The organism is Serratia sp. 121840015-1, assembly GCF_053627655.1.
In genome coordinates this window covers 46,224-71,867 of sequence record NZ_JBSEYF010000006.1, presented here as the reverse complement: position 1 = coordinate 71,867, position 25,644 = coordinate 46,224, and the positions used below count along the sequence as shown (strand labels likewise).

The following is a 25,644-nucleotide window of genomic DNA, read 5'->3' as shown; positions in this document are numbered from 1 at the left end:
GAGAGCATCTGCCCCTTTGTCTTGCATGCCCAGCGTGCCGGGCGAAGGGGATGCAACACCACTGAAGGATACTGAACATGAACAAAGCGACTGTCGCGGCCAAACGCTGGTGGTACATCATGCCCATCGTGTTTATCACCTACAGCCTGGCCTATCTCGATCGCGCCAACTTCAGCTTCGCCTCTGCCGCCGGCATCAATGAAGATCTCGGCATCACCAAAGGCATGGCCTCGCTGCTGGGCGCGCTGTTTTTCCTCGGTTATTTCTTCTTCCAAATTCCCGGCGCCATCTACGCCGAACGCCGCAGCGTCAAAAAATTGATCTTCTGGTGCCTGATCCTGTGGGGCGGCTGCGCCTCGCTGACCGGCGTGGTCAGCAATATCCCGATGTTGGCCGCCATCCGCTTTATCCTCGGCGTGGTGGAAGCGGCGGTGATGCCGGCGATGCTGATCTACATCAGCAACTGGTTCACCAAATCGGAGCGCTCACGCGCCAATACCTTCCTGATCCTCGGCAACCCGGTGACGGTGCTGTGGATGTCGGTGGTGTCCGGCTACCTGATCCACGCCTTCGGCTGGCGTGAAATGTTCATCATCGAGGGCATTCCGGCGGTTATCTGGGCGTTCTGCTGGTGGGTGCTGGCGAAAGACAAACCGGCGCAGGCCGGCTGGCTAACAGCCGAGGAGAAACAGGCGCTGCAACAGCAGCTGGACGAAGAGCAGAAAGGCATCAAGGCCGTGCGCAACTACGGCGAAGCCTTCCGTTCGCGCAACGTGATCCTGCTGTGCGTGCAGTACTTCGCCTGGAGCATCGGCGTGTACGGCTTCGTGCTGTGGCTGCCTTCTATCCTGCGCAGCGGCATGCAGATGGGCATGGTGGAAGCCGGCTGGCTGTCGGCGGTGCCTTACCTGGCGGCGACCATCGCCATGATCGTGGTCTCCTGGGCGTCGGACAAAATGCAAAACCGCAAGCTGTTCGTCTGGCCGCTGCTACTGATCGGCGCGCTGGCGTTCTTCGGCTCTTACGCCGTCGGCACCAACCACTTCTGGATCTCCTACGGCCTGCTGGTGGTCGCCGGCGCCGCGATGTACGCCCCCTACGGGCCGTTCTTCGCCATCATTCCGGAAATGCTGCCGAAAAACGTCGCCGGGGGCGCCATGGCGCTGATCAACAGCATGGGCGCGCTGGGGTCGTTCTTCGGTTCGTGGTTCGTCGGCTATCTGAATGGCGCCACCGGCAGCCCGGCGGCCTCTTACATGTTTATGGCCATCGCACTGGTGGTGGCGGTGGTGCTGACGCTGATCGTCAAACCCGCCCGCAACGAGATCCAGCCACAATTGGCTTGATCCGGTTATACTTTTTATCTGTTAACCCAACCGGGGGGGCGCCATGCCCCCTTTGGCCCAGCTGGAGTTCGTGATGAAGCCTTCTATCGTATTGTACAAAAGCCTGCCTGCCGATCTGCGTGAACGTCTGGAACAGCACTTCACCGTGCACGCCTTCAACGGCCTGCAGCCGGAGAACCGCGACGAACTGCGCCAGGCGCTGCAGCAGGCCGAAGGGATCATCGGTTCCGGCGGTAAAATTGACGAAGCCTTCCTGCAGCAGGCGCCCAAACTGCGCGCGGCCTCGACCGTTTCCGTCGGCTACGACAACTTCGACGTCGAGGCGCTCAACGCCCATAACGTGCTGCTGATGCACACCCCGACGGTGCTGACCGAAACCGTCGCCGACACCATCATGAGCCTGGTGCTGGCGACCGCGCGCCGGGTGGTGGAAGTGGCCGAGCGGGTGAAGGCCGGCGAATGGCGCGGCAGCATCGGGCCGGACTGGTTCGGCGTCGACGTGCACCATAAAACCATCGGCATCCTCGGCATGGGGCGCATCGGCCTGGCGCTGGCGCAGCGCGCGCATTTCGGTTTCGGCATGCCGGTGCTGTACAACGCCCGCCGCACGCATGAAGAGGCGGAACAGCGCTTCAACGCGCGCCGCTGCGATCTGGACACCCTGCTGGCCGAGTCGGATTTCGTTTGCATCACGCTGCCGCTGACCGAACAAACCTTCCACATGATCGGCCGCGAACAGCTGGCGAAAATGAAGAAAAGCGGCATTCTGATCAACGCCGGCCGCGGGCCGGTGGTGGATGAGCAGGCGCTGATCGAAGCGCTGCAAAACGGCGTGATCCACGCCGCCGGGTTGGACGTGTTCGAGAAAGAGCCGCTGCCGGCCAACTCGCCGCTGCTCAGCATGCCGAACGTGGTGGCGTTGCCGCACATCGGCTCCGCCACCCATGAAACACGCTACGGCATGGCCGCCTGCGCAGTGGATAATTTGATCGCCGCGTTGACCGGCACGGTGAAAGAAAACTGCGTCAACCCGCAGCTGTTGCGGAAATAACTCAGCGCGGCCGGTGCTCTGCGGATAACCGGCCGTGTTGCTCTTCCTGCTGCGGCGCGAACAGCGCCTGCAGCTGATGTTCTTCGGCAAAGTGCTGCAATTCGGCATCCTGAATTGCCTGAACGATCTCTTCTCGCCAGTTTTTGTCCGTCATCGCTAACCTCCTTTGATGTTCATCGTTTAATCTGCCGCAGCGCGCGCGCAAAGCCAAGCCGAATCAATCTGAAAACGCTCCGCCCTTCCTCTCCTCCCCGAAAAACCCCCGCAGGGAGGAGGCCATTTTTCCACCGTTTGCCACACTGGGCGCTACCCTGCGAAAAAACGCTTCCTGCCGCGCGTAAGGAGAGCCATGAAACTGTTACCCCTGCCCTTGTTGATGCTGCTGTCGCCTTCGGCGCTGGCCGGCTGGACGCTGCCGGGCTTCCCGGCCTTCGACGAAACGGCCGCCGGGCTGTTCGCCAGCCAGGCCGCGCTGCCCAAAGGCCAGCTGCCGCTGCGGCTGTATCAGGATAACCACTGCTGGCAGCCGGCCGAGGCGGTGAAGCTTAACCAGACGCTGTCGCTGCAGCCCTGCGGCACTCATCCGCCGGTCAGCTGGCGGCAGTTCCGCGCCGGCGACTATCAGGTGCGCATCGACACCCGCAGCGGCACGCCGACGCTGCAGCTCAGCCTGAGCAGCGCGCCGGAAAGCACCACCGTTGCCGTCCGCAGCTGCCCGCGCTGGGACGGCAAGCCGGTCACGGTCGACGTCGCCTTCACCTTCGCCGAAGGCGAAACGCTGCGCGATTTCTATTCCGGCCAAACGGCGCAGGTGAGCCAGGGGAAAATCACGCTGCAGCCCGCCGCCGCCAGCGGCGGCCTGTTGCTGCTGGAATCCGCCGCCACGGCGAAACCGGCGGCGTTCAGCTGGCATAACGCCACGGTCTACTTCGTGCTGACCGATCGCTTTGAGAACGGCAACCCGGCCAATGACCACAGCTACGGGCGCCGCAGCGACGGCCTGCAGGAAATAGGCACCTTTCACGGCGGCGATCTGGCCGGCCTGACGCAGAAACTGGATTATCTGCAGCAGCTGGGCGTCAACGCCTTGTGGATCAGCTCGCCGCTGGAGCAGATCCACGGCTGGGTTGGCGGCGGCACCAAAGGCGATTTCCCGCATTACGCCTATCACGGCTATTACGCGCTGGACTGGACTCGCCTCGACGCCAACATGGGCACCGAACAGGAGCTGCGCACGCTGGTCGAGCAGGCGCATCGGCGCGGCATTCGCATTCTGTTCGACGTGGTGGTGAACCATGTCGGTTACGCCACGCTGGCGGATATGCAGACGTTCCACTTCGGCTCGCTGTATCTGCAAGGTACAGAGGTGGAGAAAACCCTGGGGAAAAACTGGAGCGACTGGCGCCCCGGACCGGGGCAAAACTGGCACAGCTTCAACGACTACATCAACTTCAGCGACAAAGCGGGCTGGCGCCAATGGTGGGGGAAAAACTGGATCCGCACCGACATCGGCGACTATGACTCACCGGGCTATGACGACCTGACGATGTCGCTGGCCTTCCTGCCGGACATCAAAACCGAAGCGCCCGGCGCCAGCGGCCTGCCGCTGTTCTATCGCCACAAACCCGACACCGCCGCGCGCGACATTCCCGGCGCCACCACCCGCGATTACCTGACCGTCTGGCTCAGCCAGTGGGTGCGCGATTACGGCATCGACGGTTTTCGCGTCGATACCGCCAAGCACGTGGAAAAACCGACGCTGGCGCTGTTGAAGCAGCGCGCCACGGCGGCATTGGCGGCGTGGAAAGCGGAGCATCCGCAGCAGGCGCTGGATGACGCGCCGTTTTGGATGACCGGCGAGGCCTGGGGTCACGGGGTGATGAAAAGCGACTATTACCAAAACGGCTTCGACGCGATGATCAACTTCGACTTCCAGGACCAGGCGGCGCAGGCATTGGGCTGCTTTGCCGACATCGATGCCACCTACCGGCAGATGGCCGAGCGGCTGCAGGATTTCAACGTGCTGAGCTACCTCTCTTCGCACGACACCCGGCTGTTCTTCGCCAGCGACGCCAAAGGCTCGCTGCCGCTGCAACAGCGGGCGGCGAACCTGCTGTTGCTGGCGCCGGGCGCGGTGCAGATTTACTACGGCGATGAAAGCGGCCGCCCGCTCGGCCCAACCGGTTCCGATCCGCTGCAGGGCACCCGCTCCGACATGAACTGGCGTGACCTGCTGGGGGAAAAAGCCCCGCTGCTGGCCCACTGGCAACGGTTGGGGCAGTTCCGCGCTCGCCACCCGGCGATCGGCGGCGGCGTGCAAACCCCGCAGCCGCACGCCGCCTACTACGCCTTCAGCCGCCGGCTCGGCGACGATAAGGTGATGGTGGTGTGGGCCGGCGAACGGTCACAATAATCCAGTGTAATATGCTACCAATCGGCAAATGGGCGAAATTTGTGCCCATTGGTCGATTTATAGGCCGCGTTGCAGCGGGATTTGTCTGGCGGTATGGTGGGGGATTACCTGCTAAGAAACAGTACTGCTGCACCTATGACTTTCTCACTTTTCGGCGAAAAATTTACCCGTTATGCGGGCATTACCCGTTTGATGGACGACCTGAACGAAGGCCTGCGCACCCCCGGTGCCATCATGCTCGGCGGCGGCAACCCGGCGCAGATCCCAGAGATGGAAGCCTACTTCAAACAGCTGTGCCAGGAGATGCTCGATCAGGGCAAACTGACCGAAGCGCTGTGCAACTACGACGGCCCGCAAGGCAAGGACGCGCTGCTGAAAGCGCTGGCCAATCTGCTGCGTGACGAGCTCGGCTGGGAGATTTCGCCACAGAATATTGCACTGACGAACGGCAGCCAAAGCGCGTTTTTCTACTTGTTCAACCTGTTCGCCGGCCGCTACGCCGACGGTTCGCGCCGCCGCGTGCTGTTCCCATTGGCGCCGGAATATATCGGCTATGCCGACGCCGGGCTGGACGAAGGGCTGTTCGTCTCCGCCAAGCCGAACATCGAGCTGCTGCCGGACGGCCAGTTCAAGTATCACGTTGATTTCGAACACCTCACCATCGGCGACGACATCGGCATGATCTGCGTTTCACGGCCGACCAACCCAACCGGCAACGTGATCACCGACGAAGAGCTGATGAAGCTCGACCTGCTGGCACAGCAGCGCGATATTCCGCTGGTGATCGACAACGCCTACGGCGTGCCTTTCCCCGGCATCATCTTCAGCGACGCCACGCCGCTGTGGAACCCGAACACCATCCTGTGCATGAGCCTGTCCAAGCTCGGCCTGCCGGGCTCGCGCTGCGGCATCGTGATCGCCGACGAGAAGGTGATCACCGCGCTGACCAACATGAACGGCATCATCAGCCTGTCGCCGGGCAGCATGGGGCCGGCGATGGCGACGGAAATGATCGCACGCGGCGATCTGCTGCGCCTGTCGAACGAGGTGATTCGCCCGTTCTACAAACAGCGCGTCGAGCACACCATCGAGATTATCCGCCGCTACCTGCCGCCGGAGCGCTGCCTGATCCACAAACCGGAAGGGGCTATCTTCCTCTGGCTGTGGTTCAAGGATCTGCCGATCACCACCGAAGTGCTGTATCAGCGCCTGAAAAAGCGCGGCGTGCTGATGGTGCCGGGCCACTACTTCTTCCCGGGGCTGGAGCACGACTGGCCGCACACCCACCAGTGCATGCGCATGAACTACGTGCCCGACCCGGAGAAAATCGAGCGCGGCGTAGCGATCCTGGCGGAAGAGATCGAACGCGCGCATCAGGAAGGCTAACGCCAGCTGATTGAAAATCGACCGATAAAGATATACGATGCATATATCGTATATCTTTTTTTTGGAGGGCTAGCGATGACCCGCATCGTGATCGATTTACCTGAAGAAGACCTGCGGCAGCTCGACAATCTGAAAAATATCCGCCACGTTCCCCGGGCCGAAATCATCCGTCAGGCCGTCTCCCGTTATCTGACGGAGAACCACGTTGAAGATCCCAGCAATGCTTTCGGGCTCTGGTCCGGGGCGATGGGCGATGGCGTAGACTACGAAAATCGTCAGCGCGAGGAGTGGGAATAATGGTGGTTCAACGGGCGCTATTCGACACCAATATCCTGATCGATTATCTCAACGGCATTCCTCAAGCCAAAGACGTTCTGACCGAATACCACATCAACCCGGCTATTAGCGCCATCACCTGGATGGAAGTGATGGTGGGTGCCAAAAAACAGGGGCCGGCGCTGGAGCTGAAAACGCGCCAGTTTTTAGGGCAATTCCTGCTGTTGCCTATTACCGATGAAGTTGCCGAACGCGCCGTAGAACTACGCCACTCACAGCATGTGAAGCTGCCGGACGCCATTATCTGGGCCACCGCGCAGGTGGGGTTCCGGACGCTCATCTCCCGCAACCCCAAAGATTTCGGCACTGACAACGGCGTGTTAATGCCTTACCGGCTGTAGTCGGGCAGCGTTACAGCGTCCAGAACAGCACCGCCAGCAGCTGCGGCGACATGATGCGCAGGAACATCGCCAGCGGATACACGGTGGCGTAAGACAGCGCAGCGGCGCCGCTGGTAGGATGCAGACCGTTGGCGAACGCCAGCGCCGGCGGATCGGTCATCGATCCCGCCAGCATGCCGGACAGCGTCAGGTAGTTCATCTTGCCCACCGTGCGCGCCAGAATACCGACGCTCAGCAGCGGAATGGCGGTGATCAGCGCGCCGTACCCGACCCACGTCAGCCCCTCGCCGTGCAACAACGTATCGATGAAGTTGCCGCCCGACTTCAATCCAACCACCGCCAGAAACAGCACGATGCCCAGTTCGCGCAGCGCCAGGTTGGCGCTCGGCGGCATAAACCAATACAGCTTGCCGATGCTGCCGATGCGCCCCAGGATCAGCGCGGCCACCAGCGGCCCGCCGGCCAACCCCAGCCGCAATGCCGCCGGGAAGCCGGGCACGAACAGCGGAATGGAGCCGAGCAGCACCCCGAGCCCGATGCCGATAAAGACCGGCAGCATCTGCACCTGCTGCAGTTTTTGTTGGGCGTTGCCGACGATTGCCGTCACCGCGTCGATGGCCTCCGGTCGACCGACCAGGTTGAGAATGTCGCCGAACTGCAGCGTCACGTTGCTGCCGGCCACCAGCTCCACGCCGGCGCGGTTGAGGCGTGAAATCACCACGTCATACTTCTGCTTCAGGTTCAGATCGCGGATTTTCTTGCCCAGCACCTGCTCGTTGGTCACCACCGCCCTCACCACCTGCAGCGCGGTGCCGCGCGTCGACAGCGAGGCGTCCACCTCTTCGCCGATCACCAGCCGGGCATTTTCCAGATCTTCGCGTTTGCCCACCAGATGCAGGTAGTCGCCAAGCTCCAGCCGCTCGTGCGGCGCCGGCACCATCAGCAGCTCCCCGCGTTTGAGGCGCGAACAGACGATCGCTTCACCGTTGAGCAGCGGCACCTGCTTGATCGCCATGCCCTGCAGATTGGGATTGCGCACCGCCACGTTCATGGCGTGCAGCAGCTCACGCTGATTGCCCAGGCTGCTTTCAAACGCCTGCGCCTCGCGCTCGATGTTGATGCGGAAAAACAGCCGGATCAGCCACATCACCAGCAGAATGCCGCATATGCCGAACGGATAGGCCATGGCGTAGCCCATGCCCATCCCGTCCACCAACGCCGGATCGGAACCGAGATCGGTCAGGATTTGTTGACCGGCACCCAGCGCCGGAGTGTTGGTGACCGCGCCTGAGAACACGCCGAGGATAATCGGCAGCGGCACGTCGAACAGCTTGTGCACCGCCGCCGCCACGACGCCGCCGGTCAGCACCAGCAGCACCGCGAAGGCGTTGAGGCGCAGACCGGAGACGCGCAGCGAAGAGAAGAAACCGGGGCCGACCTGAATACCGATGGTGTAGACAAACAGGATCAGGCCGAACTCCTGGATAAAGTGCAGCATGTCCCCGTTCAGGCTGATTTGCCCGCTCTGGGCGAAGTGACCGACCAGGATGCCGCCGAACAGCACGCCGCCGATGCCCAGTCCGACGCCGTACAGCTTCCAGTTCCCCATCCACAACCCAATGACGGCCGCCAGCGCCAACATGCTGACGGTCAGGGCGATATCGCTCATAGGTCACATCCTTGCCAAAGTTGAATCGGGAATTCACGGTTAAAAGCACACAATTAACAAGGATTATGACATCGGACAAACGGGGGGACTGTGGCGTGCGCCACATAACGCAGCGGGGGAGATCCGTCTGGATCTCCCCCGCATGATGATGACCGTTTTTCAGTCGGTTATTTGGCTTCCAGCTCCGGCGTCGCACCGATGGCGATGCGCTGCGGCTGCAAGGCTTCCGGCACCTGACGCACCAGATCGATGTGCAGCAGGCCATTTTCAAATTTGGCCTCGGACACCTGCAGATGCTCCGCCAGGGTGAAGGTCAGCTGGAACTCTTTGCACACCAACCCCTGATGCAAGTATTCGACCTGTTTTTCCGGCGGCGTAGGTTTACCGCTGACGGTCAACCGCGGCCCTTCCACTTCGATATTCAGTTCGCTCTGCCGGAAACCGGCCAGCGCCAGAGAAATGCGGTAGTGATTGTCATCGCTTTTCTCGATGTTGTACGGTGGGAACCCTTGGGGTTCCTGGCCCCCCATTGAACTGGCCAATTTATCAAAACCAATCCACTGACGCAGAAGCGGGGATAAATCGTAATTACGCATAGGAACAACTCCTTTCATTAAGCGAGATGTGTTTATTCAGCCCCCTGACGGCAGGCTAGGTATTATTTTCCGGCAGCGTACCTGCCGGCGAAACGGAAATTTATTTAATTTCGATGCGGCGCGGTTTTAATGTTTCCGGCACGATGCGTTGCATGTCGATATACAACAGGCCATTCTCCAGTTTGGCGCCTTTAATTTGAATATGTTCGGCCAGCTGGAATTTACGCTCGAAATTACGCTCGGCGATGCCCTGGTATAAATAGGTTTTTTCTGCCGGTTCGTTATTGTGCGCCCCGCGCACGATCAGCAGATTATCTTGCGTGGTGATCTCCAGCTCCTGCTCGGCAAACCCGGCTACCGCGATGGCGATGCGATAATGATTTTCGTCCACCAGCTCGACATTATAAGGCGGATAACCGCCGTTGCCCTGACTCTGGCCGGCTTCCAGCGCGTTGAACAGGCGATCGAAGCCAATGGCGGAACGGTATAGCGGGGAAAGATCAAAATTACGCATAAAACAGCCTCCTAAGGCACTTCAGCGAGGTTGAAATAAATACGCCTTCCACTCTGGACAGGCTAATTAAGCCAGAATTCCCTTACGGCGAATTCTCAATTCGGCTCTGATGATAAAATGGGGGTTGATTTCATCAATTCAACAGGCGAGGATCAAAAAAACTTCGCACCGATTAGGCGAAAGTTTTTTTACCACTTACACTAAAGTGAGAGAGCCGCCACAGAGCGGGATTTTGCTTCTTTAAAAGCAGCAACAGGATGTTATAAATCAGCTTAATTTAGGGGAACAGCAACCCTGCAGGATGGATTAATGACGACGATGAAAGCGATAGCGACGGGCTGCATGTTGTTGGCGACCAGCGGTTGCTCCAGCGTGATGAGCCATACCGGCCCGAATCAGGGTTACTACCCCGGCACCCGCGCCAGCGTGGACATGCTGAAGGACGACAACACCAGCTGGGCGATGATGCCGCTGGTGGCGCTGGATCTGCCGTTCTCAGCGGTGATGGACACCGTACTGCTGCCTTACGACTATCTGCGTTCCGGCAACGACGCCACCGCAGACTCGCCAAAAGCGCGCATCCTGCGCAGCGAGCAGCAGAATCTGGCGGCAACCGGCAATCCCGGCGAAGGCAACGACAGCACCGCCACCCACTAATCGCGCACGCAGCGGGCCGCCAGGCCCGCCTTACACCTCAACCACAAAGATCTGGTTGAACCCCGCTATCTCGCGCATAAACGCCACTTTCTTGCCATCCGGTGAAAACACCACGGCATCCGCCGACGGCGGCTGCGCGCTGCGCTGCGTTAAACGCTGCAGGCGGCCGCCGGCGACCTCGCACAGCATCACGCTGTTGTCGCACACCAAGGCAATCGCCCCGCCCTGCGGGTGCCAGCTGAACGCTGACTGGATGTCATGCTCGCTGCGGCTCACCTGCCGCGGCTCCCCGCCGTTTGGCGACACCGTCCACAGCTGCACCACGCCGCCGTCGTCCTTCATCAAAAATGCGATTTGGCTGCCGTCCGGCGAGCTGCGCAGCCAATGGCGCGGCGCACCGGCAATGCCCGGATAACGACGATCGCCGGTAAAGGTTACCCGCCGCTGCCTTACGCCCTGCGGCGGCGCCGGCAACTCGCTTTCCGTCCCCTGCAACGGCAAAGCGCCCGCCCTGGCGTAATCGGCATCGTTCTCCGGCAGATCGACAATAAACACCTCCGGCAGCTTCTCGCCGGCGGCGGACAGCGTATCGCCGATGAACGCCAACGCCCAGCGCTGCCGGCTGCCGTCGGCCTTACGGTAACCCTCGCGGCCGATCCAGCCTTCTTCGTAGGCGCGATTGATCTGATCGCTGCCCGGCTGCGGCTGCGGCACCGTCTCGCTGACCAGCACGCAATAGTGGCTACCGTCATACTCGCGCGGGTGCTGTTTCGGCGGATTGACCCCGTGCAGCGGCACGGCCACCCCGACGTTGCGCAGATCGCGCGCCGGATCGCGTTCGTGCATGACGTGGTCGTTGTAGGTAAAGCTGAGGCGGCTGCCGTCCGGACTGAAAACGTGCACATGGCTGCCGCCGCGCAGCGCACCGGGCGTGTAGGGGGCGGTGATATCCAGCGCGTCGAGGGTGATGGCCAACTCGCGATCCGGTTCGCTGACGATCACCCCGCGGCGGTGGTGAAAATCATACTGCCAGGCGCTGTCGGGGTGTTCCGGACCGTGGATAAAGGCATAGCGCGCCGGCGCATCGGGACTGACCGTGACCACGCCGACGTGGGCGCCGTGCTGGGCGCGATAAACCACCTCCACCGCGCCGCTGGCGACGTTGACCCGCTCGATGCTCAGACCGGTGAAAGAGGCGCCGCGCGGGCGCACGTCATAAGCCAGCCATTGGCTGTCCGGCGTCCAGACGTTGATATTGGTTAACTGATGCCCGCGAGGGTCGAAAGTCAGTTGTTTTTCCCGATGGCTCATGGCGGTTCTCCTGCGCATGCCGGCACTGAGTCGCCATCTTACCGGATCGGCGACAGCGTTTCACATGGCCTGCGCGGGTAAGGCGGGAGGATTTTTCGGTTCGAAATGACGCAATTATTTTTCAGCGTCTTATCATTTAAACCGAACGACGGCGTCGGCAGGAAATAAGCGGCCGATTAGGCGTTCGCATTCCTGGCGGCGAAACTCAACGGCGCCCATGCCGTATAGGCGGATGCCGCGAGCGCTATTTTTTTCATTCTCATTTCCTTCATCAAAATAAGTCAGCGGCAGCACCTTCCTTAACGCAAATAAATAAAAAATCGTGTCGCTAAACGACAGGTTAATGATTATTTTCAACGCCAACGCGATGCTCTTCCCCGGCCGTTGCCGCTGGCGGGCCGGGTTGCCCGGCGGTCGGGCGACGGGGTTTACAATCAATACAAAAAAGTACAAACTGGATTTTTAAGTCCAAAATATTACGGAGCCGGTATGAATCCCCTCTTCGATGCCATTGTTTCTGCCCATCAGCAACTGCGCCCTCAGGTACGGGTCACGCCCCTGGAGCGCAGCGTGCTGCTTTCGCAGCAGCTCGGCTGCGAGCTGTATCTGAAATGCGACCATCTGCAGCACACCGGCTCCTTTAAATTTCGCGGCGCCAGCAACAAGCTGCGGTTGCTGGATAGCGAGCAACGCCGGCGCGGCGTGATTGCCGCCTCAACCGGCAACCACGGCCAGGCGGTCGCCCTGGCGGGGCAGCTGATGGGCGTTGGCGTCACGGTTTATGCGCCAGAGACGGCCGCGAGCATCAAGCTAGACACCATCCGCGCGCTGGGCGGCACCGTGGAATTGGTGCCGGGCGATGCGCTGAACGCCGAACTGGCCGGGGAACAGGCCGCCCGCGAACAAGGAAAAACCTATATTTCGCCGTATAACGACGAGCAGGTGATCGCCGGCCAGGGCACCTGCGGCATGGAGCTGGTTGAACAGCTCACCGATCTGGACGCCGTGTTCGTGGCGGTGGGTGGCGGTGGCTATATCGCCGGTATCGGCACCGTTTTGCGGCAATTGTCGCCGAACACGCAGCTTATCGCCTGCTGGCCGGAAAACGCCACCAGCATGTACAGCGCGCTGGAAGCGGGCCACATCTTCCCGGTGGAAGAGCAAGAAACGCTGTCCGACGGCACCGCCGGCGGCGTCGAGCCGGGCGCCGTGACCTTTCCCCTGTGCCAACAGCTGATCGACCGTAAAGTGCTGGTCAGCGAGGCAGAGATCAAACACGCGATGCGCCGGATCGCCGCCAGCGATCGGTGGATTATCGAAGGCGCGGCCGGCGTGGCGCTGGCGGCGGCGATTAAACTGGCGCCGGAATATCAGGGGAAAAAAGTGGCGGTGGTGCTGTGCGGCAAAAATATCGTGCTGGAGAAATACCTTAAGGCCATCGCCGATGCGCATCCTTAATCAGCAGCAAATCCTCGCCGCGTTCGACGCCGAGGCCATAACCGCGCTGCTGAAGCAGGGGTTTATCGCCTATTCGCAGCGGCAGGTGCAACAGCCGCCGGTGCAGCATTTCCTGTTCGAACAGGCCGCCGGCGATTGCTGCATCAAATCCGCCTGGCTGGAAGGCGACGAGCTGTTCGTGGTCAAGGTGTCCGCCGGTTTCTATCGCAACGCCGAACGCGGCCTGGCCAGCAATCAGGGATTGGTGATGGCGTTCTCCGCCCAGACCGGCGAACCCCGGGCGCTGCTGCAGGATGAGGGCTGGCTGACCGCGCTGCGCACCGCACTGGCCGGCCGCATCGCCGCCGAGCTGTGCGCGCCGCCGCATATTCAGGCGATCGGCATGGTCGGCACCGGCCTGCAGGCGCGGCTACAGCTGCAATGCCTGAAACCGGTGACCGATTGCCGCGAGGTGTGGGTGTGGGGCCGCAACGAACAGGCGCTGGCGGCGTATCGGCGCGATGCCGAGGCAGAAGGTTTTCGGGTGCTGACCACGCAGGACGCGGCGGAGCTGGCGGCGCACTGTCAGCTGATCGTGACCACCACGCCCAGCCGCGAACCGATCTTGCAGGCGGCGGATATCCGGCCCGGCACGCACATCACCGCCGTGGGCGCCGACGCGCCAGGCAAGCAGGAGCTGGCGACCGATCTGGTGGCCAATGCGGACGCGCTGCTGGTCGATGCGCTGGCGCAATGTGCTGACTACGGCGAGATCGCGACGGCTTATCGGCAAACTAGGCTCACTTCAACGCCAATCGTCGAAATGGGCGCCCTCTTGGCACAGGGCGGGCGGTTGCGAAGCGAGCCGCAGCACATCACCATCGCCGATCTTACCGGGCTGGCGATTCAGGATCTGCAGATCGCCAAAGGGGTGTTGGCGGCAATATAAAGGGGCGCCGCAGCGCCCCATTTTATCAGCCGTTGAGCACGAACTTCTCGATGGCGCGCGCCACGCCGTCTTCGGTATTGGCGCTGGTGACAAACTGCGCCACCGCTTTCAGCTCGGGAATGGCATTGCCCATCGCCACGCCGACGCCGGCATACTCAATCATCGCCGTATCGTTGGCCTGATCCCCCAGCGTCATGATGTTTTCCCGCGCCACGCCGAGGTGCTCGGCCAGCATTCTCACCCCGGCGCCCTTATCGACGTTCTTATGCAGGATTTCGAGGAAGTAAGGCGCGCTTTTCAGAATGGTGTAACGCTCGCGCGTTTCCGCCGGGATGCGCGCAATGGCGCTATCCAGCAGCTCCGGCTCGTCGATCATCATCACTTTAGGGAAACGCATCTGGCGATCCATCTCCTCCACGCTGCGGTATTTCAGCGGAATACCGGTCATTGCCGCCTCGTGTATGGTGTATTTGCCAATGTCTTTATTCGGGGTATACAGGGTGTCGAAATCAAACGCCTGGTAGTGAACGCCGAACTCGCGCGCCATCTGCTCGAAGTGCAGATAGTCCTCGAAGCCCAGCGTTTCCTGCAGGATGCAGGCGCCGTCGACCGCACGCAGCACCAGTGCGCCGTTATAGGTTATACAGAAATCGCCGGGGCCCTGAATGTCCAACTGGCGCAGATAATCCTGCACGCCGACATAAGGCCGCCCGGTGGCCAGCACCACGTGCACCCCTTTGCGCCGCGCTGCCGCGATAGCCTGCTTTACCGCCGGCGTGATTTGGTGCTGCGGATCCAGCAACGTGCCGTCCATGTCGATCGCAATCAGTTCAATAGCCATTCAACGCTTCTCCCAGTGGTTTTTTCTCATGCTAACGCGTTTCAGCCTCGGCTGTCAGCGCCAAAAAAGGCGTAAAAAAATCCGCGCGGGTCGCCCGGCGCGGATTTTCACAGCCATTAACGCATCAGATATCGATGTTCGCCGCTTTCAGGGCGTTTTCTTCGATAAAGGCGCGGCGCGGTTCAACCGCATCGCCCATCAGCGTGGTGAACAGCTGATCGGCAGCGATGGCGTCCTTGACGGTCACGCGCAGCATGCGGCGGCTTTCCGGATCCATGGTGGTTTCCCACAGCTGCTCCGGGTTCATCTCGCCCAGACCTTTATAACGCTGCACCGACAGGCCGCGGCGCGACTCTTTCACCAGCCACTCCAGCGCCTGCTCGAAGCTGTCTACCGGCTGACGACGTTCGCCACGCTCGATGAACGCACCGTCTTCGATCAGCCCGCGCAGCTTCTCGCCCAGCTGGCAGATCTTGCGATATTCGCCGCCGTGGATGAAGTCGAAGTCCAGCTTATAGTCGGTATCCACGCCGTGGGTGCGGATGCGCAGCGCCGGCTCGAACATCTGGCGCTCACGGTTCTCGAAGATCACGAAGTCATAGCTGCTGCCGTGCTGCTCTTTGTCGTTCAGCGCCTGCACCAGCGAAGCGATCCAGGTTTTCACCTTGGCTTCATCGCTGAGATCGCCTTCGTTCAGCGTCGGCTGGTAGATCAGGCTGTTCAGCAACGCGCGCGGGTAGCGGCGCTCCATGCGGCCAATCAGCTTCTGCACGCCGTAGTGTTCGGCCACCAGTTTTTCCAGCTGCTCACCGCCGAGCGCCGGTGCGCTGGCATTGGTGTGCAGCGTAGCGCCGTCCATCGCGATGGCGATCTGGTACTGATCCATCGCCTCGTCATCTTTGATGTACTGCTCTTGCTTGCCTTTCTTCACCTTGTACAGCGGCGGCTGCGCGATGAACACGTGGCCACGCTCGATGATTTCCGGCATCTGGCGGTAGAAGAAGGTCAACAGCAGCGTACGGATGTGCGAACCGTCGACGTCGGCATCGGTCATGATGATGATGCTGTGGTAACGCAGCTTGTCTGGGCTGTACTCGTCGCGGCCAATGCCGCAACCCAGCGCGGTGATCAGCGTCGCCACTTCCTGCGAGGAGAGCATTTTGTCGAAACGCGCTTTCTCGACGTTGAGGATTTTCCCCTTCAGCGGCAAGATAGCTTGGTTCTTGCGGTTGCGCCCCTGCTTGGCAGAGCCGCCCGCGGAGTCCCCTTCCACCAGGTACAGTTCGGACAGCGCCGGATCGCGTTCCTGGCAGTCCGCCAGTTTGCCCGGCAGGCCGGCCAGATCCAGTGCGCCTTTGCGGCGGGTCATCTCACGCGCTTTACGTGCCGCTTCGCGCGCGCGCGCCGCGTCGATGATTTTGCCGACCACGATTTTCGCGTCACCTGGATTTTCCATCAGGTAATCCACCAGCTTCTCGTTCATCAGCGTTTCAACCGCGGTTTTCACCTCGGAGGAGACCAGCTTGTCCTTGGTCTGAGAAGAGAACTTCGGATCCGGCACCTTCACCGACACCACAGCAATCAGGCCTTCACGCGCGTCATCGCCGGTGGCGCTGACCTTGGCCTTCTTGCTGTAGCCTTCCTTTTCCATGTAGCTGTTCAGCGTACGGGTCATCGCGGTACGGAAACCGACCAGGTGCGTGCCGCCGTCGCGCTGCGGAATGTTGTTGGTGAAGCAGTAGATGTTTTCCTGGAAACCGTCGTTCCACTGCAGCGCCACTTCCACGCCGATATCGTCTTTCACGGTCGAGAAGTAGAACACGTTCGGGTGGATCGGGGTTTTGTTCTTGTTCAGATACTCGACAAACGCCTTGATGCCGCCTTCGTAATGGAAGTGGTCTTCACGGTCGGTGCGCTTGTCCTTCAGGCGGATAGACACGCCGGAGTTGAGGAAGGACAGCTCGCGCAGACGCTTGGCCAGAATGTCGTACTCAAAATCGGTCACATTGGTGAAGGTCTGATGGCTCGGCCAGAAGCGCACCATGGTGCCGGTCTGTTCGGTTTCGCCCACCACGGTCAGCGGCGCCTGCGGCTCGCCGTGGCTGTAAGTCTGTTCGTGTACTTTGCCTTCGCGGCGGATCACCAGCTCCAGTTTCTCCGACAGGGCGTTAACCACCGAGACGCCCACGCCGTGCAGGCCGCCGGAAACTTTATAGGAGTTGTCGTCGAATTTACCGCCGGCGTGCAGCACGGTCATGATGACCTCTGCGGCTGAAACCCCTTCTTCAGGGTGAATGCCGGTCGGAATGCCGCGGCCGTCATCCTGTACCGATACCGAGTTGTCGGCATGGATGGTGACCTGAATGTCACTACAGTGGCCCGCGAGCGCTTCGTCGATAGCGTTGTCCACAACCTCGAATACCATGTGGTGCAGACCGGTGCCGTCATCGGTATCGCCGATATACATGCCCGGGCGCTTGCGCACCGCATCCAGCCCTTTTAATACCTTGATACTTGAGGAGTCATAAGAATTCGACATCAACGTTTCTCGCTCATTTTAGTCCTGTGGTTGAACCTCTATTTTACCCTGTTCCACGCGGAACATCTTGCCCTTTTCACCGGCCATGTCGGTCACTTGTTCAGCGCTGACCGCGCTGACAAAAACCTGGGCCTGGGTGGCTTTCAGGCGATCGGCCAGCAACCGGCGACGGCCGGTGTCCAGCTCGGAGGCAAAATCATCAATCAGATACAGGCAACGCCGCCCGCTCTGCCGGGTGAGAAACTCACCCTGCGCCAAGCGCAACGCGCACATCAGTAGCTTAAGCTGACCGCGCGATAACAAATCCTCTACCGGCGTGCCGTCGGCACGAATGCGGAAGTCCGCTTTATGCGGCCCCACCGCGGTATAGGTCAACGCCCTGTCGCGCTCAAACTGGCGCTCCAGCAGCTCGCCGTAGTCGCTCTCTTTGTCCCAGCCGCGCTGGAAGGAGAAGCTCAGGGCGAATTCAGGCAGAAACTGCGCGCAGGTCGCGGTGATATCCGCGGCGATCGCGTCGCTGTATTCTGCCCGCCATTCGCTGATGCGCTCCGCGAGCGGGATCAGTTCCTGATCCCAGGCGCGGATCTGCGCATAGCGACTCACCTGGCGCAGCGCGGCATTGCGCTGCTTCAGTAACCGTTTCAGGTTGCTCCAGGCGGTGAAAAAACCAGGTTCGTTATGAAAACAGCCCCAGTCCAGGAAGGCGCGCCGGAATTTCGGCCCGCCGTTCAGCAGAGTAAAACCTTCGGGGGTGATCAGCTGCATGGGCAGCAGCTGCGCCAGCTCGGCCACCTTGTGGCCGTCGCTGCCATCGATGCGTACTTTGCTGTCACCCTGACGGCTCTTGCTCAATCCTACTGACAGCTCGCGCTCCGTACCTTCTATGCGGCCGTGCAGCACGAACTCCGGCTGGTCGTGACGGATCACCCGACCGGCCTGCAGGCTGCGAAAGGCGCGGCCGTGCCCAAGCGTATATACCGCTTCCAGCACGCTGGTCTTGCCGCTGCCGTTGGCGCCGACCAGGAAGTTGAATCCCGGCGCCAGCGCCAAATCCGCCGCCTCGATATTGCGGAAATCTTTAATTAATAAACGCGTCAGAGCCATGCAATCTCTTTACCGATGACGGTGCTGTAATTCAAGGTAACGAGACTACAACCGCATTGGCATGACAACGTAGGCCGCCGCCTGGCTGGCGCCGTCTTCGATCTGCACGCTGGAGACCGAGTCGGTCAACAGCAGGCGCACGTCTTCACACTTGAGCGCGTTCAACACGTCCAGCACGTAGCTGACGTTGAAGCCGATCTCCATCTCCGCGCCGTCGTAGCTGACGTCGAGGATCTCTTCCGCCTCTTCCTGCTCCGGGTTGTTGGCGGTGATCTTCAGCTGGTTCTGGCTGACATACAGCCGCACGCCGCGGAATTTCTCGTTCGAGAGAATGGCCGCGCGGGCAAACGCCTGCTTGAGCAGATCGCAGCCGGCTTCCAGCGTTTTATCCGGGTTCTTCGGCAAGACGCGGCGATAGTCAGGGAAACGGCCGTCAACCAGCTTGGAGGTGAAGATGAAATCGCCGACGTGGGCGCGAATGTTGTTGCTGCCGATCTGCAGCTGCAGCAGCGAATCGCCGCCGTCCAGCAGACGCACCAGCTCCATCACCCCTTTACGCGGCACGATCACCGAATGCGACGGCAGCTGTTGGCCGATCGGCATCGAACACACCGCCAGGCGGTGGCCGTCGGTCGCGACGGTGCGCAGCTCTTCGCCTTCGGTTTCAAACAGCATGCCGTTCAGGTAGTAACGCACGTCCTGATGGGCCATCGAGAACTGGGTGGCTTCGATCAGGCGCTTCAGCGTCGCCTGCGGCAAGGTGAACTCCACCTCGCTCTGCCAGTCGTCCAGGTTCGGGAAGTCCGCCGCCGGCAGCGTGGACAGCGAGAATCGGCTGCGGCCGGACCGCACCAGCATGCGCTCGCTCTCCAGCGTGACGGCGATCTCCGCCCCTTCCGGCAGGCCACGGCAGATATCAAAGAATTTACGCGCGGGCACGGTGGTCGCGCCCGCCTCGTGCGGTTGGGACAGGGCGACGCGCGCCACCATCTCCATCTCCAGATCGGTGCCGGTCAGCAGCAGGGAGCCTTCCGTCACCTGCAGCAGCAGGTTGCCCAGGATCGGCAAGGTCGGGCGGCCGCCCAGCGGGCTGCTCACCTGTTGCAGCGGTTTTAGCAGATGCTCACGTTCAACGATAAATTTCATAGCGCTATGAAGATAATGTTCTGATTAAATTGGAGAAATCTTCTTTGATGTCGTGACTTTCCTCACGCAGCTGCTCGATCTTCCGGCAGGCGTGCAACACCGTGGTATGGTCGCGGCCACCAAACGCATCGCCGATTTCCGGCAGGCTGTGGTTGGTGAGTTCCTTCGCCAGCGCCATCGCCATCTGGCGCGGGCGGGCAACGGATCGCGAACGCCGCTTGGACAGCAAATCCGCGACTTTAATCTTGTAATACTCCGCCACCGTCTTTTGAATATTGTCGATGGTGACCAGCTTTTCCTGCAGCGCCAGCAGATCGCGCAGCGCTTCGCGCACGAAATCGATGGTGATGGCCCGGCCGGTAAAGTTGGCGTTGGCGATCACGCGGTTCAGCGCCCCTTCGAGCTCACGCACGTTGGAACGCAGGCGCTTGGCGATGAAGAACGCCACTTCGCCCGGCAGGCGAATGTCGTTCTCGTCGGCCTTTTTCATCAGGATCGCCACGCGGGTTTCCAGCTCCGGCGGCTCGATCGCCACCGTTAGCCCCCAGCCGAAGCGGGACTTCAAACGATCTTCCACCCCGTTGATCTCTTTAGGGTAGCGATCCGAGGTCAGGATGATCTGCTGATTGCCTTCCAACAGGGCGTTAAAGGTATGGAAGAACTCTTCCTGCGAACGCTCCTTGTTGGCGAAGAATTGGATGTCATCGATCAGCAAGGCGTCGACCGAACGGTAGTAGCGCTTAAACTCTTCGATAGCATTGTTCTGCAACGCTTTGACCATGTCCTGCACGAAGCGTTCCGAGTGCATGTAGACCACTTTGGCGTTGGCTTTGCGCGCCATGATGCCGTTGCCGACCGCGTGCAGCAGGTGAGTTTTACCCAGGCCGGTGCCGCCATACAGGAACAGCGGGTTGTAGGCGCCGCCCGGGTTGTCCGCCACCTGGCGAGCCGCCGCGCGCGCCAGCTGGTTGGACTTACCCTCGACGAAGTTGTCGAAGGTGTGCTTGGGGTTGACGTTGGAGCGGTAAGAGAGCTCGGGTTGCGCCGCCGCGTTGTCCCAGCTCGGGCGCGAAGGCGCGGCCGTGCGCGCCGCCAGGGCTGCGGGGGCGCTGCTGACGCTGGCGGTCACGGTCTGGCTGATCACCTGCGTGATCGGCTTGCTGCCGACTTCAAAACGCAGCAAAGGCGCATCCGTGCCGCAGAAATCATTCAGCAGACCATTGATGTTGTTTAAGTACTTATCGCGAACCCAATCCAGCACAAAACGGTTAGGCGCGTACAGCGCCAGGGTGTTGTCACTCAGTTCCGCCTGCAATGGGCGAATCCACATACTAAATTCTGTGGCAGGTAACTCATCCTGCAATCGGGCAAGACACTGCTGCCAAAGCGAAAGTGACACGGCGGACTCCACTCGAACAAGATCAATAAAGAAAAGAAACGGGCAACTTTTTTATAACTCATGATTTTTGACACATACCCGGCATCGGCTGTTTGCCTGTGGGGGATGCGAACCGCCTTTCACGGTTTGTGTCCCTCACGATCCCGGTATGAGGGATCGCGATCGGAATGACGGATCATAGCGCAATCCGCGCAAGAGATCCTCCCCTTCCTCACAGATTAGATCCATTTTATCCACAGGCCGCGGCCGGCGGCGATCTTTTCGCCGCTGGCGCCGAATGGCCGCGCAGATCCCGGCCGCTGCGCCGCGTTTTTTACATTGTCAACCGGTTATACCCTGTTATCCACGCCGGATCCTGCGATCGCGCGCAAAGGATCTCACGGGGATCCTTGCGATTTCACCCCGAGTCCGTATAATCTTCGCCCTACGTGTGATACCTGGTTCCTTATGGTGCGTCATTAGCCAGACAGGATTCTGCGGTGACCACGGGCCAAGACCGGATTTTGTTCCGTTATTGGCAGACAACCAGGTAGGCTGGCGCGATGCGAATTGACTCAGGACTGTACAATTATTACAATCCCGCTTCTTTATGTATTGCGATTGAGGCGTCGGTCATCTTCACGCCGAGTAGCCAAACGCGTTTACTGATCAGTAATTATTTTAAGTTTAGGTAGAAATCGCTATGAAACGCACTTTCCAACCGTCCGTATTGAAGCGCAACCGTAGCCACGGTTTCCGTGCTCGTATGGCCACCAAAAATGGTCGTCAAGTTCTGGCCCGCCGTCGTGCGAAAGGCCGTGCTCGTCTGACTGTTTCTAAGTAATAAAGCTAACCCACTGAGTGGTTAAGCTCGCTTTTCCCAGGGAGTTACGTTTGTTAACTCCCACTCATTTCACTTTCGTCTTCCAGCAGCCACAACGGGCTGGCACGCCGCAAATCACCATCCTCGGCCGCCTGAACCAGCTGGGGCATCCCCGCATCGGTCTTACCGTCGCCAAAAAACACGTCAAACGCGCGCACGAGCGTAATCGGATCAAACGCCTAACCCGCGAAAGCTTCCGCCTGCGTCAGCACGAATTACCGGCGATGGATTTTGTCGTGGTGGCCAAAAAGGGGATAGCGGATTTGGATAACCGCGCGCTGACGGAAGCTTTGGATAAATTATGGCGTCGCCACTGTCGCCAGGCTCCCGCATCCTGATCGGGCTGGTGCGGGCCTATCAGCTCGTCATCAGTCCGCTGCTAGGGCCTCGTTGTCGCTTCCAGCCGACATGCTCTCATTACGCAATTGAGGCATTAAGCAGGTTTGGCATGATAAAAGGCAGTTGGTTAGCATTGAAACGCGTATTAAAATGCCACCCTTTGAACCCAGGTGGCGATGATCCGGTGCCGCCAAAAACCGACGATAACAGAGAACACTAACGATGGATTCGCAACGCAATCTTCTCCTCATCGCTCTGCTGTTCGTGTCTTTCATGATCTGGCAGGCATGGCAAACGGACAACGCTCCGCAGCCGGCCGCACAGACCACGCAACAGACTTCGAACGCAGTAGCCGGTGATGCCGCCAGCCAGGCCGTGCCAGCCAGTGGTCAGGGTAAGCTGATTACCGTGAACACCGACGTGCTGTCACTGACCATCAACACCCGTGGTGGCGATATCGAGCAGGCTAAACTGTTGGCCTACCCGGATACTCTGGGTTCATCGACTCCGTTCCAACTGCTGGAAACCACTCCGTCGTTCGTCTATCAGGCGCAAAGCGGCCTGACCGGTAAAAACGGCCCGGACAACCCGGCCAACGGCGAACGCCCGCTGTATCAGGCGGCACAGGACAGCTACACCCTGCCGGAAGGCCAGGACGAGCTGCGCATCCCGCTGACCTACACCGATAAAGACGGCGCTGTCTACACCAAGACCTTCGTGCTCAAACGCGATCACTATGCGGTCGGCGTGGATTACAGCATCGATAACAAAGGCGCGACGCCGCTGGAGCTGACCCTGTTCGGCCAGCTGAAGCAGACCACCGAATTGCCTAAGCACCGCGACACCGGCAGCAGCAACTTCGCGCTGCACACCTTCCGCGGTGCGGCGTACTCGTCCAGCGATGACAAGTACCAGAAATACGCATTCGACAAAGACGAAAACCTGAGCGTCACCACCAAAGACGGTTGGGTCGCCATGCTGCAACAGTACTTCGCCACCGCGTGGGTACCGGCGACCAAGGGTGACAACACCTTCTACACCGCCAAACCAGGCGACAACCTGTCCACCATCGGCTTCAAATCTACGCCGGTCGTGGTGCAGCCGGGCGCTCAGCAGCAGCTGAACGCGACCCTGTGGGTCGGCCCGGAGCTGCAGGACCAGATGGCCCAGCTGGCGCCGCACCTGGACCTGACCGTGGATTACGGTTGGCTGTGGTTCATCTCCCAGCCGCTGTTCAAACTGCTGAAGTTCATCCACGGCTTTATCGGTAACTGGGGCTTCTCCATCATCATCATCACCTTCATCGTGCGCGGCATCATGTACCCGCTGACCAAGGCGCAGTACACCTCGATGGCGAAAATGCGCATGCTGCAGCCGAAGCTGCAGGCGATGCGCGAGCGCATCGGCGATGACAAACAGCGCATGAGCCAAGAGATGATGGCGCTGTACAAGGCGGAGAAAGTGAACCCGCTCGGCGGCTGCCTGCCGCTGATCATTCAGATGCCGATCTTCCTGGCGCTGTACTACATGCTGATGGGTTCGGTCGAGCTGCGCCACGCGCCGTTCGCCCTGTGGATCCATGACCTGTCGGCGCAAGACCCGTACTACATCCTGCCAATCCTGATGGGCGTGACGATGTTCTTCATTCAGAAGATGTCGCCGACCACCGTGACTGACCCGATGCAGCAGAAAATCATGACCTTCATGCCGGTGATCTTCACAGTGTTCTTCCTGTGGTTCCCGTCCGGTCTGGTGCTGTACTACATCGTCAGTAACCTGGTGACCATCCTGCAGCAGCAGCTGATTTACCGTGGTCTGGAAAAACGCGGTCTGCACAGCCGCGACAAGAAAAAAAGCTAAGCGTATTGTAGGGGTTCGGCGCGCCGACCCTTGCAGTCACACCAAAGGCGGTCATTAGACCGCCTTTTTGCATCTTAATCGTCAGAGAGAACCGTTATGAGCACCACCGATACCATCGTAGCCCAAGCCACCCCGCCGGGACGCGGCGGCGTCGGCATTCTGCGCATTTCCGGAAGCCAGGCCAAAGACGTCGCCCAGGCGTTGCTCGGCAAGCTGCCGAAGCCGCGCTACGCTGACTATCTGCCGTTCCGCGACGCCACGGGCGCCACCCTCGATCAGGGCATCGCGCTGTGGTTCCCGGGGCCGAACTCCTTTACCGGCGAAGACGTGCTGGAACTGCAGGGCCACGGCGGGCCGGTGATCCTCGATCTGTTGCTCAAGCGCGTGCTGGCGCTGCCCGATGTGCGCATCGCACGGCCCGGCGAGTTCTCCGAACGCGCGTTCCTCAATGACAAACTCGATTTGGCGCAGGCCGAAGCGATTGCCGATCTGATCGACGCCAGCTCCGAGCAGGCGGCACGTTCGGCGATGAACTCGCTGCAGGGCGCCTTCTCCACCCGCATCCACCAGCTCGTGGAAGCGCTCACTCACCTGCGAATCTACGTGGAAGCGGCGATCGACTTCCCCGACGAGGAAATCGACTTCCTGTCCGACGGTAAAATCGAGGCTCAGCTCAACGACGTGATGGCGGATCTGGACAGCGTGCGCGGCGAAGCGCGCCAGGGCAGCCTGCTGCGCGAAGGGATGAAGGTGGTGATCGCCGGGCGCCCCAACGCCGGTAAATCCAGCCTGCTCAATGCGTTAGCCGGGCGTGAGGCGGCGATCGTCACCGATATCGCCGGCACCACCCGCGACGTCCTGCGCGAACATATCCATATCGACGGCATGCCGCTGCACATCATCGACACCGCCGGCCTGCGCGACGCCAGCGACGAGGTTGAGCGTATCGGCATCGAACGTGCGTGGAACGAGATCGAACAGGCCGACAGAGTGCTGTTTATGGTTGACGGCACCACCACCGCCGCCACCGAGCCGGCGGAGATCTGGCCGGAGTTTATGGCGCGCCTGCCGGGCACGCTGCCGATCACCGTGGTGCGTAACAAAGCCGACATCACCGGTGAAACGCTGGGCCTGACGGAAGTGAACAACCACTCACTTATTCGCCTGTCGGCCCGCACCGGCGAGGGTGTCGATGTGCTGCGCGATCATCTGAAACAGAGCATGGGCTTCACCAGCAACATGGAAGGCGGCTTCCTGGCGCGCCGTCGCCACCTGCAGGCGCTGGAACTGGCGGCACAGCACCTGGTGCAGGGCAAAGAACAGTTAGTGAGCGCTTACGCGGGCGAGCTGTTGGCCGAGGAATTGCGCCAGGCGCAGCTGGCCTTGAGTGAAATCACCGGCGAATTCACCTCCGACGACCTGCTGGGCCGCATCTTCTCCAGCTTCTGTATCGGTAAATAACGCCGCCAGACGCCTTCACGGCCGGGACAAACCCTTGTTCCGGCCGTTTTTCTTTCCCGCGCTCGCTCTGCGCGCCGGCTCACAGAG

Annotated in this window: 25 protein-coding genes; 14 read left to right on the top strand and 11 right to left on the bottom strand. The window is 60.5% G+C overall.

The features are described 5' to 3' along the window. Positions 1-77 precede the first annotated feature (77 nt). Positions 78-1,346 (top strand): MFS transporter, encoded by a 1,269-nt coding sequence (locus ACUXAC_RS21990; RefSeq protein WP_100396611.1) that lies wholly within the window; start codon positions 78-80, stop codon positions 1,344-1,346. A gap of 73 nt (positions 1,347-1,419) precedes the next feature. Then, complete coding sequence (ghrB, locus tag ACUXAC_RS21985; RefSeq protein WP_060424337.1) at positions 1,420-2,397, top strand: glyoxylate/hydroxypyruvate reductase GhrB; 978 nt, start codon at positions 1,420-1,422, stop codon at positions 2,395-2,397. Between the two features lies 1 nt (position 2,398). Here the strand turns inward: ghrB and ACUXAC_RS21980 are convergent, their stop codons facing one another. Further along, on the bottom strand, positions 2,399-2,551 hold the full coding sequence (locus ACUXAC_RS21980; protein ID WP_187181583.1) for a hypothetical protein: 153 nt from the start codon (positions 2,549-2,551) through the stop codon (positions 2,399-2,401). A gap of 195 nt (positions 2,552-2,746) precedes the next feature. Here ACUXAC_RS21980 and ACUXAC_RS21975 point away from each other — a divergent pair, with 195 nt between their 5' ends. From ACUXAC_RS21975 to ACUXAC_RS21960, 4 genes are all read left to right on the top strand, one after another. Beyond that, positions 2,747-4,810, top strand: a complete 2,064-nt coding sequence (locus tag ACUXAC_RS21975) for an alpha-amylase (RefSeq protein ID WP_421115346.1) — start codon at positions 2,747-2,749, stop codon at positions 4,808-4,810. A 135-nt stretch (positions 4,811-4,945) separates the two neighbouring features. Further along, positions 4,946-6,196 carry a valine--pyruvate transaminase gene (locus tag ACUXAC_RS21970; protein ID WP_060441256.1) on the top strand — a complete coding sequence of 417 codons (1,251 nt, stop codon included), beginning with the start codon at positions 4,946-4,948 and terminating at the stop codon, positions 6,194-6,196. Between the two features lie 75 nt (positions 6,197-6,271). Next, entirely contained in the window at positions 6,272-6,493 is a 222-nt protein-coding gene (locus ACUXAC_RS21965; protein WP_004933932.1) for a ribbon-helix-helix domain-containing protein, read from the top strand. After that, a complete protein-coding gene (locus tag ACUXAC_RS21960) occupies positions 6,493-6,873 on the top strand; it encodes a type II toxin-antitoxin system VapC family toxin (RefSeq protein WP_060424343.1) in 381 nt (126 codons plus the stop codon). The genes ACUXAC_RS21965 and ACUXAC_RS21960 overlap by 1 nt, the downstream gene beginning before the upstream one ends. Positions 6,874-6,883: 10 nt before the next feature. Here ACUXAC_RS21960 and ACUXAC_RS21955 read toward each other — a convergent pair whose 3' ends face one another. The 3 genes from ACUXAC_RS21955 to ibpA form a co-directional block, all read right to left on the bottom strand. After that, positions 6,884-8,542, bottom strand: a complete 1,659-nt coding sequence (locus ACUXAC_RS21955; protein ID WP_047729572.1) for a putative transporter — start codon at positions 8,540-8,542, stop codon at positions 6,884-6,886. A 167-nt stretch (positions 8,543-8,709) separates the two neighbouring features. Next, positions 8,710-9,138, bottom strand: a complete 429-nt coding sequence (ibpB, locus tag ACUXAC_RS21950; RefSeq protein WP_004933922.1) for a small heat shock chaperone IbpB — start codon at positions 9,136-9,138, stop codon at positions 8,710-8,712. A gap of 100 nt (positions 9,139-9,238) precedes the next feature. Continuing rightward, positions 9,239-9,652, bottom strand: coding sequence for a small heat shock chaperone IbpA (gene ibpA, locus ACUXAC_RS21945; RefSeq protein ID WP_004933919.1), 414 nt, complete (start codon positions 9,650-9,652; stop codon positions 9,239-9,241). Between the two features lie 309 nt (positions 9,653-9,961). On the opposite strand from ibpA, the gene ACUXAC_RS21940 reads away from it, so the two are divergent. Continuing rightward, positions 9,962-10,309, top strand: a complete 348-nt coding sequence (locus ACUXAC_RS21940) for a YceK/YidQ family lipoprotein (RefSeq protein WP_016929593.1) — start codon at positions 9,962-9,964, stop codon at positions 10,307-10,309. A 30-nt stretch (positions 10,310-10,339) separates the two neighbouring features. Here the strand turns inward: ACUXAC_RS21940 and ACUXAC_RS21935 are convergent, their stop codons facing one another. Further along, positions 10,340-11,620: a DUF3748 domain-containing protein gene (locus ACUXAC_RS21935; protein WP_126191938.1), complete on the bottom strand. Its 1,281-nt coding sequence runs from the start codon at positions 11,618-11,620 to the stop codon at positions 10,340-10,342. A gap of 132 nt (positions 11,621-11,752) precedes the next feature. Then, the gene (locus ACUXAC_RS21930) at positions 11,753-12,073 is read right to left on the bottom strand and encodes a hypothetical protein (RefSeq protein ID WP_126191937.1); all 321 of its coding nucleotides are present in this window, start codon (positions 12,071-12,073) and stop codon (positions 11,753-11,755) included. A gap of 36 nt (positions 12,074-12,109) precedes the next feature. Between ACUXAC_RS21930 and ACUXAC_RS21925 the strand changes: the two genes are divergently transcribed. After that, positions 12,110-13,078: a threonine/serine dehydratase gene (locus ACUXAC_RS21925; RefSeq protein WP_343181628.1), complete on the top strand. Its 969-nt coding sequence runs from the start codon at positions 12,110-12,112 to the stop codon at positions 13,076-13,078. Beyond that, on the top strand, positions 13,065-14,006 hold the full coding sequence (locus ACUXAC_RS21920) for an ornithine cyclodeaminase family protein (RefSeq protein ID WP_084827021.1): 942 nt from the start codon (positions 13,065-13,067) through the stop codon (positions 14,004-14,006). Before ACUXAC_RS21925 ends, ACUXAC_RS21920 begins: the two co-directional genes overlap by 14 nt. Positions 14,007-14,031: 25 nt before the next feature. On the opposite strand, the gene yidA is transcribed toward ACUXAC_RS21920, so the two are convergent. The 5 genes from yidA to dnaA all read right to left on the bottom strand — a co-directional run bounded on the left by yidA (position 14,032) and on the right by dnaA (position 21,035). Further along, positions 14,032-14,847 (bottom strand): sugar-phosphatase, encoded by an 816-nt coding sequence (yidA, locus tag ACUXAC_RS21915; RefSeq protein ID WP_087762483.1) that lies wholly within the window; start codon positions 14,845-14,847, stop codon positions 14,032-14,034. Between the two features lie 124 nt (positions 14,848-14,971). Beyond that, positions 14,972-17,386, bottom strand: coding sequence for a DNA topoisomerase (ATP-hydrolyzing) subunit B (gene gyrB, locus ACUXAC_RS21910; protein ID WP_060424357.1), 2,415 nt, complete (start codon positions 17,384-17,386; stop codon positions 14,972-14,974). 18 nt (positions 17,387-17,404) lie between these two features. Further along, positions 17,405-18,490, bottom strand: a complete 1,086-nt coding sequence (gene recF, locus ACUXAC_RS21905) for a DNA replication/repair protein RecF (RefSeq protein WP_033636531.1) — start codon at positions 18,488-18,490, stop codon at positions 17,405-17,407. A 45-nt stretch (positions 18,491-18,535) separates the two neighbouring features. Continuing rightward, on the bottom strand, positions 18,536-19,636 hold the full coding sequence (dnaN, locus tag ACUXAC_RS21900; protein WP_064290625.1) for a DNA polymerase III subunit beta: 1,101 nt from the start codon (positions 19,634-19,636) through the stop codon (positions 18,536-18,538). 4 nt (positions 19,637-19,640) lie between these two features. Further along, entirely contained in the window at positions 19,641-21,035 is a 1,395-nt protein-coding gene (dnaA, locus tag ACUXAC_RS21895) for a chromosomal replication initiator protein DnaA (RefSeq protein ID WP_421115347.1), read from the bottom strand. Between the two features lie 682 nt (positions 21,036-21,717). Here dnaA and rpmH point away from each other — a divergent pair. The 5 genes from rpmH (at position 21,718) to mnmE (ending at position 25,557) form a co-directional block, all read left to right on the top strand. Then, positions 21,718-21,858, top strand: coding sequence for a 50S ribosomal protein L34 (gene rpmH, locus ACUXAC_RS21890; RefSeq protein ID WP_000831330.1), 141 nt, complete (start codon positions 21,718-21,720; stop codon positions 21,856-21,858). Between the two features lie 17 nt (positions 21,859-21,875). Beyond that, the gene (rnpA, locus tag ACUXAC_RS21885; protein WP_004933883.1) at positions 21,876-22,235 is read left to right on the top strand and encodes a ribonuclease P protein component; all 360 of its coding nucleotides are present in this window, start codon (positions 21,876-21,878) and stop codon (positions 22,233-22,235) included. Continuing rightward, positions 22,199-22,456 (top strand): membrane protein insertion efficiency factor YidD, encoded by a 258-nt coding sequence (gene yidD, locus ACUXAC_RS21880; RefSeq protein WP_004933881.1) that lies wholly within the window; start codon positions 22,199-22,201, stop codon positions 22,454-22,456. The genes rnpA and yidD overlap by 37 nt, the downstream gene beginning before the upstream one ends. A 2-nt stretch (positions 22,457-22,458) precedes the next feature. Continuing rightward, positions 22,459-24,096 carry a membrane protein insertase YidC gene (gene yidC / locus ACUXAC_RS21875; RefSeq protein WP_049200579.1) on the top strand — a complete coding sequence of 546 codons (1,638 nt, stop codon included), beginning with the start codon at positions 22,459-22,461 and terminating at the stop codon, positions 24,094-24,096. Between the two features lie 96 nt (positions 24,097-24,192). Then, positions 24,193-25,557 carry a tRNA uridine-5-carboxymethylaminomethyl(34) synthesis GTPase MnmE gene (gene mnmE / locus ACUXAC_RS21870; RefSeq protein WP_038876016.1) on the top strand — a complete coding sequence of 455 codons (1,365 nt, stop codon included), beginning with the start codon at positions 24,193-24,195 and terminating at the stop codon, positions 25,555-25,557. The last annotated feature ends 87 nt before the right edge of the window (positions 25,558-25,644 follow it).